Source organism: Limnohabitans sp., assembly GCF_040401135.1.
GTDB lineage: Bacteria > Pseudomonadota > Gammaproteobacteria > Burkholderiales > Burkholderiaceae_C > Limnohabitans.
This window is the reverse complement of the sequence record NZ_JBBAOV010000008.1, coordinates 36,804-49,687: the sequence shown is the minus strand read 5'-3', so window position 1 is coordinate 49,687 and position 12,884 is coordinate 36,804. Positions and strand designations below refer to the sequence as shown.

Genomic DNA, 12,884 nt, shown 5'->3' with positions numbered 1-12,884 from the left:
GCTTAGCCTTTTTTGGCTTTGGTCTTTTCGGATTTCTTGTCTGACTTTTTATCCGACTTCTTTTTGTCGGACTTCTTGGCTTTGGCGTCTTTGCCTTTGGGAAATTCAGACGTGGAAGACAACAAAGTTCCGCGGCACTTCTTTGCGCCGCACCAGCACGGATATTCAAGCTTGAGCTCTTTGGTCATGGGCGCATCAATGACCAAACCGTAGTCGTAGTTCAGCTCTTCGCCGGCCTTGATGTCGCGGATGGCTTTGATGAACACGCGGCCGTTTTCTTCATCAGGCTGACAGCTAGGCTTGCACGAGTGGTTGATCCAGCGCGACGAGTTGCCGCCGTATAGCGCGTCAATCACATGCTTCTCGTCGATGTGAAAGTAAAACGTGTGGTTGGGGTCGGTGGGGTCGTGCGGGTGGCGGCGCAGCGCCTCTTTCCAGCTGATGATCTCGCCGACGTACTCAATGATGATCTCGCCCTTGGCAAAATCCGTCAGCGCAAAAACACCTTTGCCATGCACACCTGAGCGACGTGTTTGAATGCGACGTCCTTTGATGGGCGCGTGGGGTTGGGCAGTAGTTTTTTTAGGCAAGGTTTTTTTTCTGTTAACTTTGATACGTACGCATGTGCGTGCGCGCGTATGGGCGCGCGTGCGCACGCGAGAGATGCAAATTGTAGTGGTCAGTTTTTAAGGAACTTTGAAATGAGCAAAACCCTCGTGATTGCCGAAAAACCTTCGGTCGCGCAAGACATCGTGCGCGCACTCACGCCTGTGGCGGGGAAGTTCGAAAAACACGACGATCACTTTGAAAGCGACACCTATGTGGTCTCCAGTGCCGTAGGTCATTTGGTAGAAATCCAAGCGCCCGAAGAGTTTGACGTCAAGCGCGGCAAATGGAGCTTTGCCAACTTGCCCGTGATTCCGCCTTACTTCGACTTAAAGCCTGTGGAGAAAACCAAGACACGCTTGAACGCCGTGGTGAAGCTGGCTAAACGCAAAGACGTGACAGCCCTCATCAACGCCTGTGACGCGGGCCGTGAGGGTGAGCTGATCTTCCGCTTGATCGAGCAATACGCGGGCGGCAAGAAACCACTCGACAAACCTGTGAAGCGCCTGTGGTTGCAGTCCATGACACCGCAAGCGATTCGCGATGGTTTTGATTCGTTGCGTTCAGAGAAACAAATGCAAGGCTTGGCAGATGCTGCCCGCAGCCGCTCTGAGGCCGACTGGTTGGTGGGCATCAACGGCACGCGCGCCTTGACCGCGTTCAACTCACGCGAAGGTGGCTTCTTCTTGACCACCGTGGGCCGCGTGCAAACGCCCACGTTGTCGGTGGTAGTGGAGCGCGAAGAGCAAATCCGCAAATTCATCAGCCGTGACTATTGGGAGATTCATGGCAGCTTTCAGATTGAAGCCGGCGCTTACCCCGCCAAGTGGTTCAACCCCGAACACAAAAAAGTGGCAGAAGACGCAGAGAAAAAACACGATCGCGTGTGGAGCGAAGCCGAGGCCTTGGCCATAGCCGACGCCGTGCGCAATCAACAAGCGAACGTGACCGAAGAGAGCAAGCCCACCACCAAGGCCAGCCCTGGTTTGTTTGACCTCACCTCGCTGCAACGCGAAGCCAACGGCCGCTTTGGCTTCTCGGCCAAAACCACCTTGGCTTTGGCGCAAAGCTTGTACGAGCGCCACAAGGCGCTGACCTACCCTCGTACCGATTCACGCCACTTGCCTGAAGACTACGTGGCTGTGGTGAAAGACACCTTCACCATGCTCGCCGACAGCGGCATGAAACACCTCGAACAGCACGCCACCGTGGCGCTGAACAACAACTACGTGCGCAAACTGCCACGCGTGTTTGACAACAAAAAGGTCAGCGATCACTTTGCGATCATCCCCACCTTGCAAGCGCCCAGCGGTTTGTCTGAAGCAGAGCAAAAGCTATACGACTTGGTGGTGCGCCGCTTCATGGCGGTGTTCTTCCCTAGCGCCGAATACATGGTGACCACACGCATCAGCACCGTCAAAGCCGCCGGCAAAGACCACCACTTCCGCACCGAAGGCAAAGTGTTGGTCAACGCTGGATGGATGGCCGTGTACGGCAAAGACGCCGCGCAAGAAGCCTCTGACAACGAAGAAGACGGCAAGACCCTCGTCGCCTTGAAAGCGGGCGAAGCCGCCAAGAACGAATTCGCCGACGCCAAAGGCCTGAAAACTCGTCCACCGGCACGGTACAGCGAAGCCACATTGCTGGGCGCAATGGAAGGTGCAGGCAAACTGGTGGAAGACGACGAGTTCCGCGAAGCCATGCAAGAAAAGGGCTTGGGCACGCCTGCCACGCGCGCGGCCACCATTGAAGGTTTGCTCAACGAAAAATACATGATTCGTGACCTGCGGGAATTGGTGCCCACCGCCAAAGCATTTCAGTTGTTCACCTTGCTGCGCGGATTGGGTGTGGAAGAGTTGTCCAAGCCTGAGCTCACCGGCGGCTGGGAGCACAAACTAGCCTTGATGGAACACGGCGAGTTGAGCCGCGAAGCGTTCATGCGTGAAATTGCCGAGATGACCGAGCACATCGTCAAAAAGGCCAAAGAGTTTGACCGCGACACCATCCCCGGCGACTACGCCACCCTGACAACTCCCTGCCCTAAGTGCGGCGGCGTGGTGAAAGAAAACTACCGCCGCTACGCCTGCGTGGGCAAAGACGGCGCAGCATCTGACTCTGGCGAAAGCGGTGCAGGTTGCGGATTCTCGATTAGCAAAATACCAGGCGGCCGGACCTTTGAAGCGGCCGAAGTCGAGCAGTTTCTGACTCACAAAAAGATCGGCCCACTCGACGGCTTTCGCTCCAAAGCAGGCTGGCCGTTCACCGCCGAAATTGCGCTCAAGTACAGCGAGGAAGACCAAAACTGGAAGCTCGAATTCGACTTTGGCGATGACGGCGCAGACTCCGGCGAAATCGTGGAGTTCAGCGACGCGCCCCCATTGGGCAACTGCCCCAAGTGCGGCAGCCCTGTGCACGAGCACGGCAGCAACTACCTGTGCAGCAAAACCGTGCCCACGCACGCGCAAGCCACGCCAAGCTGCGACTTCAAGAGCGGCAAGGTCATCTTGCAGCAACCGGTCGAACGCGAGCAAATGACCAAGCTCTTGTCGGAGGGCAAAACAGACTTACTGGACAAGTTTGTGTCCATGCGCACACGCCGCTCGTTCAAGGCCTTTTTGCAGTGGGATGCCGAAGCGGGCAAGGTGAACTTTGCGTTCGAGCCCCGCGTGAGCAAGTACCCGCCAAAAGGCGGCAAAACGCCCACAACCAACGCACTCATCAAAGCCGCTGGCAAAAAAGTGCCCGCCAAAACCACCAAAGCAACAAAGGCCACGAAAGTCAAAACCGAGAAAGTGGCCAAGCCCAAAGTGCCACGTAAAGTTACTGCGGGCTATTTGCCCAGTGCTGATTTGGCCAACGTGATTGGCGCTGAAGCCGTAGCTCGCACCGAAGTGATCAAAAAGCTGTGGGACTACATCAAGGCCAATGGCTTGCAAGACGCCACCAACAAACGCGCCATCAATGCCGACGCCAAGCTCAAGCCTGTCTTCGGCAAAGACCAAGTGACCATGTTTGAACTGGCGGGCATCGCCGGCAAACATCTGCGCCCTATTGGTGAATAAACAAGAGTAACCGCATGCCTTTGAATGCAACCCCTCACCACGCGCCGATGATCGCCACGCCGCAGGCCATGCACTTCGAGCAAGTGCTGCCTCTGCAAAGCGGCGCCAGCCTGCGCGACTACACCTTGGCCTATGAAACCTACGGCACGCTCAACGCCGACCGCTCCAACGCGGTGCTGGTGTGCCACGCGCTCAACGCCTCGCACCATGTGGCAGGCGTGTACGAATGCCAAAACAAAAGCGTGGGCTGGTGGGACAACATGATTGGCCCCGGCAAACCCGTGGACACCCACCACTTCTTTGTGATCGGCGTGAACAACCTCGGCTCTTGCTTTGGCTCTACCGGGCCCATGCACATCCACCCTGACACAGGCAAGGTTTACGGCGCAGACTTCCCTGTCGTGACGGTAGAAGATTGGGTAAATGCGCAAGCCTTGTTGCTTGACCGTTTGGGCATCTCCCAACTCGCCGCAGTTTTGGGCGGCAGCTTGGGCGGCATGCAAGCCCTCAGCTGGACGCTGCAATACCCCAACCGCGTGCGTCATGCCGTAGTGGTGGCCAGTGCGCCCAACCTCACGGCTGAGAACATCGCCTTCAACGAAGTGGCGCGTCGCGCCATCGTGACCGACCCCGACTTTCATGGCGGCCACTTTTACGAGCACGGCGTGGTGCCGCAACGCGGTTTACGCATCGCCCGCATGGTGGGCCACATTACATATCTGAGCGACGATGTGATGAACGAAAAATTTGGTCGCAAGTTGCGCCCCTCATCTGTGGCCCAAGGCGCAGGTCAAGCGCTAGGCGTCTCTGATTCAGATGGTGACACGCGCGACTATCTGTACACAACCCAAGACGTGGAGTTTCAAATCGAGAGCTATCTGCGCTACCAAGGCGACAAGTTCAGCGAGTACTTTGACGCCAACACCTATTTGCTCATCACCCGTGCGCTCGACTACTTCGACCCAGCACGCACCTACGGCGGAGACTTATCGGCGGCGTTTGCGCGCACAGCGGCCAAGTTTTTGCTGATCAGCTTCACCACCGATTGGCGTTTTTCTCCCGCGCGCAGCCACGAGATGGTGCAAGCCTTGTTAGACAACCAGCGAGATGTGAGCTACGCCGAAATAGACGCGCCACACGGCCACGATGCCTTCTTGCTAGACGATGCACGCTACATGAACGTGGTGCGCTCTTACTTTGCGCGCATTCACAGCGAGCTTGCCTCGGACCGTTCCAAAAACGGCACGCAAACCACCTGGGTCGCAAACGCCGGTGGTGCCGCATGACCCACGACAACTTGCTGGCCGTTGCCGCCCTTGTGCCTCAAGGCAGCCAGGTGCTTGACCTTGGTTGCGGCGACGGTGCACTGCTGGCCCATTTGCAACAACACAAAGCTTGCACCGGCTACGGGGTAGAACTCGACGACACCAATGTGCACGCGTGCGTGCAACGCGGCGTAAACGTGCTGCAGCTCAACCTCGATTTGGGGCTGAGCGTGTTTGCCGATCAATCCTTTGATGTGGTGCTGCAAATTGACACCTTGCAACATTTGCGCAACGCCGAAACCATGCTGCGCGAAACCGCTCGCGTAGGCAAAACGGGCATCGTTGCCTTCCCCAACTTTGGCCACTGGCCCAATCGCCTGAGCGTTTTGCAAGGGCGCATGCCCGTGACCAAGCGTCTGCCTTACCAGTGGTATGACACGCCCAATATTCGCGTGGGCACGTTCAAAGACTTTGAGGTGCTCGCACAAAAGAACGGTCTGCATGTGACCGATTCGTTTGGCTTGCAAGATGGCCGACGTGTCGATGTGTGGCCCAACCTGATGGCGGGCACAGCGGTGTTTAAGTTCGAACGGACCTGACGCAAAAGCCTAGCCCAGCTTGGCGCTTATCCCAAGGAAAGCAAGCTCAGCGCTGCTAGCGCCGCCGTTTCAGCGCGCAACACGCGCGCACCCAAGCTCAACGCCACAAAGCCTTTGGCACGGGCTGCCGCGTCCTCGGCATCGGTCAGCCCACCTTCTGGGCCGTTGAGCAACACCCATGTCTTAGGCGCAGCTGCCGCACCATCACGCAAGGCCTGTAAAGGCTGTGTGCTGGCATGCAATGACAACACACCGTGCACCACCCCTGTTTCTAGGGTTTGACGCGCCAGCCAGGTCTCTAAGCGCTCGGGCAGATCAATGACAGGCACGCGGTTGCGCCCACATTGCTCGCTCGCGCTGGCGGCGATGGCCTGCCAATGCGCTTGCTTTTTCTCGGCACGCTCGCCTGTCAGGCGGATCACGCTGCGCTCGGTCATCAGGGGGGTGATGCGGTGCACGCCCAGTTCGGTGGCTTTTTCGACCAGCCAATCCATCCGCTCGTTGGCGGGCATGCCGACGGCCAAGTGCACTTGGCACATGGCTTCGCATTCCACGTCACGGTGCTCACCCACCACGACGCGCACATCGCTGCGGCCCATGTGTTGCACTTCGGCGCTGAACTGGCCGCCTTGTCCGTTAAACAGGGTCAGGGTATGGCCCGGCTGCATGCGCAGCACCTGCACATGTCGTGCGGCAGTGGGCGGCAGATCCAACACTTGACCAGACACCAAGGGCAGGGGGCAATAAAAACGCGCCATTTCTAGCCCCGTCCGCCGGGCGTGAGCCTTGGAAAGGCCAAGCTGATAGCGGGTTCTGTGCCTTCAATCTTGTCGATCAAACGCAGCAAAGGCGTGAGCTCGCTATAGCGGCTGGCGGTGGTGCGGATGTAGTTAACGAAGCGCGGTGCATCAGCCAAGTATTTGGGCTTGCCATCGCGCAGCGTGAGGCGCGCAAAAATGCCAGCCACTTTGAGGTGGCGCTGCAGGCCCATCCACTCCACAGCTCGGTAAAACGCGCCAAAGTCGCTGTGCCAGTCTTCAAAATCCATCAGGCCAAGCTTGCGGGCGCGCTCCCAGTAGCGGACGGTGACGTCCAGCACAAAGTCTTCGTCCCATGTCAAAAATGCGTCGCGCATGAGGCTGGCAATGTCGTAGGTCATGGGGCCATAAACGGCGTCTTGGAAGTCTAAAACGCCTAGTCGTGCTTCAGTCTGGTCATGCGGCATCATCAAATTGCGCGGCATGAAGTCGCGGTGCACGTAAACGCTGGGCGCAACCAAGTTGCGCTGGACGATGGTTTTGAATGTCTTGTCCAACATCGCGCGCTGGGTGGTGTCGATGTTCAGCTGGCGGTGTTGGGTGAGGTACCAATCGGGGAACAACGACAGTTCGCGTTGAAGCAAGGCTTCGTCATAAGCTGGCAGCATGCCGGGGCGACTGCTTTGTTGCAGCGCCAGCAAGGCATCTAACGCACGCATGTAAAGCCCGTGGTTGGCTTGCGCATCATCACGGTTGATGGCATCCATCATGGTGTGCGTACCGATGTCGTCCAACAACATAAAGCCTTGCGGCTCGTCCCACGCCAAGATGCGCGGCGCATACAGACCCGCATCGAGCATCAGGCGTGCGATGCGCACAAAGGGCTCGCAGTTTTCTTTGTCGGGTGGAGCATCCATGACGATGCACGAACCTTCTGAGGTGTCGACACGAAAGTAGCGCCTAAAGCTGGCGTCCGCCGAGGCAGCCCGAACTGTGGCGGGCTGCACACCGTGGGCGCTGGCTTGGGCTTCTAGCCACTGATGAAAGGCCGCTTGGCGCTCGGGCTGTGCCCAGTCGAGCGGGGCATAGGCTGATGCTTGGGGCGATGTGCCCGAAGGCTGCGAAATGAAGGGTGTGCTCATGGATAATCTAAATTCTACAAATAGCCCCAAGGGCCCCGACTTTTCGGGCGCTTGATTGATGGGGCTGCTCAATTGAAGGTCTTCTCGTTTTCATGCTGTTGCCTCATTTTCACCGCCAAACTTGCGCCCTGTCGTGGCTGGTGATAGGCATGCTGGGCGTCCATGCCGCCGCTCAAGCGCAAGCCGATAGCAGCCCATCTTTGATTTTGCGCTCCAGCAGTTTGCTGCAAGAGATCATTTCACCCGACGCGCGTAAGCAACTGCCCACGTTCTTAGAAAGCAATTCGCTGACTGAAAGCGTCAACCAACTCACCACGCTCGAAGGCCAGGTGGTGCTGCGCCGTGGCGAGATTTTTCTCAAAGCAGACCAGGTTGAATACGACCCCGCCAATGACTTTGCCAAGGCGCGCGGCAATGTGTACATCAACCGCGCAGGCAATGTCTACCAAGGTCCAGCACTTGATTTGCAAATGGACGCGTTTGAAGGTTTTTTTACGCAACCCAGCTACCGACTGTTAAAGAACAACGCCTACGGCAACGCCTCACGCATCGATTTTGTCGATCCCTCGAAGACGGTGATGCACAACGCAAATTTCACCACCTGCCAACGCAAGCCTGGGCCCAACTGGGTGCCCGATTGGTTCTTCAGCGGCGACAAAATTTCGACGGATGCCGACCGTCACCTTGGCGTAGTGGAGGGCGGCTCGTTGCGTTTCAAGGGTGTGCCTATCCTGCCCTACCCCGAAATTGAGTTCCCACTGAATGATGAACGCAAATCAGGCTTGTTACCGCCCAGTTTTGGCGCTGACAACATTGGCGGCTTAGAAATTTCCCAGCCTTATTACTGGAGCTTGGCGCCCAACCGCGACATCACGTTTACGCCCACCTATTGGAGCCAACGCGGCATTAAGCTGAGCACAGAGTTTCGCTACTTGGAAGGCCTTGCGCCTCAACCCCCGTTTCAAGGTTTGATGCGCTTTGACTACATGCAAAGCGACAAACTGCGAGAGGACAAGATGCGCTGGGGCATCAACTACGCTCACACGGGCTTGATTAACCCTGGCTACGCGGGAGGCGGTTTGGGCTTCACGATGAACGTGAATCGCGTCAGCGACGACAACTACTGGAAAGACTTCTCCGTGGGCAGCACCACGGGTATTCAGCGGTTGTTGTCTAGCGACGTGGGTGTCTCGTGGACCAATGGTCTCATCACCACTGGCATGCGCGTGCAAAAGTGGCAAACTTTGCAAGACTTGGCCAACGTCAACAACCGAATCACGCCCCCCTTCGACCGTCTTCCACAAATTACAGCTCGATTTCAGCGCTACGACCTTGCCGGCGGCTTTGATTTCAGCCTCGACGGGGACTTCACGCGCTTTAGTTCTGCCCGAGCCATAGACTGCGCAAATGCCGCTGCCAACAACACCAGCAAGCTTTTTTACAACTGCGCCCCCAACGCCGACCGCGCAGTCACGTGGGCGCAATTGAGCCGCCCGTTCCTCACGCCCTATGGCTACGTGACGCCCAAAATGCAACTGCACGGGCGCAGCTACCAATTTGAGGGCGGCTTGCCCAACACGCAGTTCTACAACGGCCGTCAAGGGCAAACATCTGCCAGCGTAGCGGTTCCCACCTTCAGCTTGGATGCGGGCATGGCTTTTGAACGCAGCAACCGTTTGTTTGATCGAACTTGGACGCAAACCCTTGAGCCGCGTGTGTTTTATGTGAACACGCCCTACCGCCAGCAAAACTACTTGCCCAACTACGATTCCGGCGGCAACTCATTTAACTTCGCCAGCATCTTTACTGAGAACGCGTTTGGTGGTCACGACCGAATTTCTGACAGCAACTTGCTCACCTTTGGTGCCACCTCCCGCTTTATTGATCCAGACACTGGCGCTGAAGCCGCTCGCTTTGGCGTGGCTCAGCGCCTGCGCTTGAAAGAGCAACGTGTCACCTTGCCTGACGACCCTACGGCACAAACGGGCTTGAGCGACATTTTGGCAGGTGCAACCTTGAACCTTTCGCGTAGCTGGGCCCTAGATTCCACCGTGCAGTACGACCCCACCACCGACAACTTTCGTCGCCGAGTCGTCGGTGGGCGATACAACCCTGGGCCCTACCGCGTCATCAATGCCGCTTGGCGCACAGAAAACGATGCGTCGGGAAACTCTGTTTCGCAACAACTCGATCTTGGCTGGCAGTGGCCCTTGCATGACATATGGAGAGGCGCGGACAGTGATGACGGGCTAGGACGAGGCTTAGGCGAAGGCCGCTGGTACAGCGTGGCTCGCGTGAACGTGGACATGAAGACCCATAAGCCTGTCGAATCCATCATCGGCTTCGAATACGATGCAGGCTGCTGGCTCAGCCGTACCGTCATTGAGCGCCAGCTCATTGCTGACGGCTTGGCGCGCCAACGCATTTTGTTTCAGCTTGAATTTGTGGGTCTGTCTCGCTTGGGCACCAATGCCATTGGATCCCTTCGCACCAATGTTCCTCGCTACCAACCTTTGCGCCAACCCGCCATGCCTGCTAGCCGTTTCGGCAATTACGATTGATGGTCACCATGTTTTACTCAAAACTTCATTTTTATCTTGCTTCGGCACTCTTGGCCTTTGCCCTGTCTTCCACCGCGCAAACAAACGCACCCCCCAAATCCAGCAACCGCGATTTCATCGTGGCGGTTGTCGACTCTGTACCCATCACCAACCACGAGGTGGTGTTACGTGTGCCTCTGCTGCGCGAACAACTCAAACAACAAGGCCGCCTTGCGCCAGAGGGCGAGGCTTTGCTAAAAGCAACGCTGGACCGCTTGGTGGTTGAAAAAGCGCTGCTGCAACATGCCAAAGAAACCGGCATCACGGTAGAAGACGATGCCGTTGACCAAGCAGAACAGCGCTTGGCAGCTCAAAGCCAACTCAGCGTGGATGGGCTGCACAAGAAAGTGAAAGCGGAAGGCTCTAGCGCCGAGCGCTTGCGGCAAAACCTACGCGAACAGTTGATCTTGCAACGCCTAACCGACCGCAACGTGCCAGGTCGCATCAAAATCAGCGATATCGAAATTGACCAAGCCGTGCGTCAGCGCCAAAACGCCAGCATCGACACCAACCCCGACATGGAGCTGGGCCACATCTTGGTCGCCGTACCTGAAAAAGCCAGTCCAGCAGAAATTGCGGCGCTACAAAGCAAAGCACAAACCGCATTGAACCACCTCAAACGTGGTGACGACTTAAGCCGCGTGGCCAAAGAGTTCTCCAACGCCGCCGAGCGCGACACGGGCGGCTTGATGGGCTTACGCCCTGCCAACCGATACCCCAGCTTGTTTGTCGACGCGACCAAAAGCCTAAGCGAAGGTGAGATTACCTTGGTCCGTTCTGGCGCTGGGTTTCATGTGCTTAAGCTCATCACCAAACGCGCCAGCAGCATTTTGACCGTTACGCAAACCCGCCCGCGTCACATTTTGCTGCGCCCCGGTGGCCAACTGAGCCAAACGGCTGCGCGCGCGCAACTGGCTGAATACAAGCGCCAAATCGAGGCGGGTAAAGCCGACTTTGCCAAACTCGCGCGCGCGCACTCACAAGATGCCAGCGGCCCCGATGGTGGCGATTTAGGCTGGGTTTCCCTTGGCATGTTTGTGCCCGAGTTTGAAGAAGTCATGAACAAGCTGCAAATTAGCCAAATTGCAGACCCGGTTGTATCGCGCTTTGGTGTGCATCTGATTCAGGTGCTGGAGCGCCGCGATGCGCCCATCAGCGAGCGCGAATTGCGTGATCTGGCTCGTAACGGCCTACGGGACAAAAAGTTTGACGAAACCTACCAACTTTGGGCCCAAGAAGTGCGCGGCCGCGCCTATGTGGAATACCGCGATGCACCGCAATAAGCAAAGCCCATCTTGAAACACATTGCAAGAAAGCGCTTCGGCCAACATTTTTTAACAGATGGCGCGATCATTGAGGACATTGTGGATGCCATCAACCCGCAACCCAACGACCCCATGGTTGAAATCGGCCCAGGTTTGGCCGCGCTCACACAACCGTTGGTCGAAAGGCTAGGCAAGCTCAACGTCATCGAACTCGACCGCGACTTGGCGCTGCGCCTGCGCGAACACCCACACTTGAACGTGATTGAGTCCGACGTGCTGCGGGTGGACTTCACCCAATTGGCGGCCGACTTGAATGTTGCAAAGCTGCGCGTGGTGGGCAACCTGCCATACAACATTTCATCGCCCATCCTGTTTCATTTGCTTACGCATGTGGCTGTCGTACAAGACCAGCACTTCATGTTGCAAAAAGAGGTGGTTGACCGAATGGTGGCCAAGCCCAGCACCAGTGACTACAGCCGCTTGAGCGTGATGCTGCAGTGGCGGTACGACATGCAAGACGTGTTGTTTGTGCCACCCAAATCATTTGATCCTCCGCCGCGCGTGGACAGTGCTGTGGTGCGCATGGTGCCACTGGCTGAACCTCCACAAATCAACGTCAAGCTGATGGAAGACATGGTGAAGGTGGCTTTCAGCCAGCGCCGCAAATTACTCCGCCATACTTTGGGTCGCTGGCTGGAAGGCCGCAACTTTGCAGGAACTTTTAATGTGCAGCGCCGCGCCGAAGAAGTGCCGGTGGCTGAATACGTGGCACTGGTACAAAGCCTGTAAAGTCATTGGAAAACAAAAAACCCGTCTGCAATTGACTGCGACGGGTTTTGCTTTTGGAGCTGCGCCGAAGCAGCGCGCCAATTAAGCGGCTGTTTGCCAATAGCCTGCGTTGAAGGGGCTGCTCATGCGCAACGCCATCGGTGACACATCCACCAGCTTGTCGGTTGGCATTTTTTCGCCATCTTCCAACAACGCAATGCCGTCCGCACCCAAGCCTGCTTTTTCGACCGATGGCGCACGGGCTACCGAGAACGAGTAGAAACAGCGGAACGCCACTTTGCGGTCAGACCAATAGTCGGCTGCTTCGCGGAAGATGTCCAACAGTTGCTCGCGGGCTTCTTTGTCAAACTTGGCGTGGGCAGGAATGTGCTCCAACACCAAGATAAAGCCAGGCTGAGGACCCGACTTGTGCAGAGGGTCGGTCATGCCGTCATATAAAGAATCAAAGTTCTTGCTGGCTGTACCCGCCAAGTTGAACTCTTTGGAAATGATGTCCAAAATGTCCTGCTTGCTTTGGGCTTGGGCCAAATTGACATACAAAAAGTGATGGCCAAGGCCTTGGGCGGCCTCTTGCAAATCAGGCACGCGAAAGGCCCGTATTGACTGAACGATATTGGTTTTGATGGTACGCAAAGGCATGGAAATAAGCCGTTCTTAAAGCTTCAAATAGATCATTGAATCTTCGGGTTAACCCGAAAATTTGGAATCGGTAGTGTCTTCGAACTGAAACAAAAAAGCAAGGGGCATCCCGTTTTTGGCTGCCCCTTGAAAGGTTATTAACCTAAATTAGCTAATATT

At 56.6% G+C, this 12,884-nt stretch carries 9 protein-coding genes and 1 pseudogene; 6 read left to right on the top strand and 4 right to left on the bottom strand.

Translation table 11 applies throughout. The annotated features are described in order from the left end of the window. Positions 1-2: 2 nt before the first annotated feature. The gene (locus ABWP81_RS03870) at positions 3-590 is read right to left on the bottom strand and encodes an SET domain-containing protein (protein ID WP_353139641.1); all 588 of its coding nucleotides are present in this window, start codon (positions 588-590) and stop codon (positions 3-5) included. A 111-nt stretch (positions 591-701) separates the two neighbouring features. On the opposite strand from ABWP81_RS03870, the gene ABWP81_RS03865 reads away from it, so the two are divergent. The 3 genes from ABWP81_RS03865 to metW are packed head-to-tail and all read left to right on the top strand — an operon-like array spanning position 702 to position 5,532. Continuing rightward, entirely contained in the window at positions 702-3,668 is a 2,967-nt protein-coding gene (locus tag ABWP81_RS03865) for a DNA topoisomerase III (RefSeq protein ID WP_353139638.1), read from the top strand. 14 nt (positions 3,669-3,682) lie between these two features. Then, complete coding sequence (metX, locus tag ABWP81_RS03860; protein ID WP_353139635.1) at positions 3,683-4,954, top strand: homoserine O-succinyltransferase MetX; 1,272 nt, start codon at positions 3,683-3,685, stop codon at positions 4,952-4,954. After that, positions 4,951-5,532 (top strand): methionine biosynthesis protein MetW, encoded by a 582-nt coding sequence (metW, locus tag ABWP81_RS03855; protein ID WP_353132202.1) that lies wholly within the window; start codon positions 4,951-4,953, stop codon positions 5,530-5,532. The genes metX and metW overlap by 4 nt, the downstream gene beginning before the upstream one ends. A 26-nt stretch (positions 5,533-5,558) precedes the next feature. Here metW and ABWP81_RS03850 read toward each other — a convergent pair whose 3' ends face one another. Beyond that, entirely contained in the window at positions 5,559-6,290 is a 732-nt protein-coding gene (locus ABWP81_RS03850) for a 16S rRNA (uracil(1498)-N(3))-methyltransferase (RefSeq protein ID WP_353139632.1), read from the bottom strand. 2 nt (positions 6,291-6,292) lie between these two features. Continuing rightward, entirely contained in the window at positions 6,293-7,432 is a 1,140-nt protein-coding gene (locus ABWP81_RS03845; RefSeq protein WP_353139629.1) for an aminoglycoside phosphotransferase family protein, read from the bottom strand. 92 nt (positions 7,433-7,524) lie between these two features. On the opposite strand from ABWP81_RS03845, the gene ABWP81_RS03840 reads away from it, so the two are divergent. Genes ABWP81_RS03840 through rsmA form a run of 3 tightly spaced genes read left to right on the top strand, consistent with a single transcriptional unit; the run spans position 7,525 to position 12,086 of the window. Next, positions 7,525-9,993 carry an LPS-assembly protein LptD gene (locus ABWP81_RS03840; protein WP_353139626.1) on the top strand — a complete coding sequence of 823 codons (2,469 nt, stop codon included), beginning with the start codon at positions 7,525-7,527 and terminating at the stop codon, positions 9,991-9,993. A gap of 8 nt (positions 9,994-10,001) precedes the next feature. Continuing rightward, positions 10,002-11,315: a peptidylprolyl isomerase gene (locus ABWP81_RS03835; protein ID WP_353139623.1), complete on the top strand. Its 1,314-nt coding sequence runs from the start codon at positions 10,002-10,004 to the stop codon at positions 11,313-11,315. A gap of 12 nt (positions 11,316-11,327) precedes the next feature. After that, positions 11,328-12,086, top strand: coding sequence for a 16S rRNA (adenine(1518)-N(6)/adenine(1519)-N(6))-dimethyltransferase RsmA (gene rsmA / locus ABWP81_RS03830; protein WP_353139620.1), 759 nt, complete (start codon positions 11,328-11,330; stop codon positions 12,084-12,086). 249 nt (positions 12,087-12,335) lie between these two features. Here rsmA and ABWP81_RS03825 read toward each other — a convergent pair. Continuing rightward, positions 12,336-12,725 (bottom strand): annotated as a pseudogene (locus ABWP81_RS03825) (barstar family protein); the annotation flags it as partial. Positions 12,726-12,884 lie beyond the last annotated feature (159 nt).

Bases quoted from the DNA above. Each gene is read 5' to 3' on its own strand.
- ABWP81_RS03865 (WP_353139638.1), top strand. From the start codon at position 702: ATGAGCAAAACCCTCGTGATTGCCGAAAAACCTTCGGTCGCGCAAGAC.
- metX (WP_353139635.1), top strand. From the start codon at position 3,683: ATGCCTTTGAATGCAACCCCTCACCACGCGCCGATGATCGCCACGCCG.
- metW (WP_353132202.1), top strand. From the start codon at position 4,951: ATGACCCACGACAACTTGCTGGCCGTTGCCGCCCTTGTGCCTCAAGGC.
- ABWP81_RS03850 (WP_353139632.1), bottom strand. From the start codon at position 6,290: ATGGCGCGTTTTTATTGCCCCCTGCCCTTGGTGTCTGGTCAAGTGTTG.
- ABWP81_RS03845 (WP_353139629.1), bottom strand. From the start codon at position 7,432: ATGAGCACACCCTTCATTTCGCAGCCTTCGGGCACATCGCCCCAAGCA.
- ABWP81_RS03840 (WP_353139626.1), top strand. From the start codon at position 7,525: ATGCTGTTGCCTCATTTTCACCGCCAAACTTGCGCCCTGTCGTGGCTG.
- ABWP81_RS03835 (WP_353139623.1), top strand. From the start codon at position 10,002: ATGTTTTACTCAAAACTTCATTTTTATCTTGCTTCGGCACTCTTGGCC.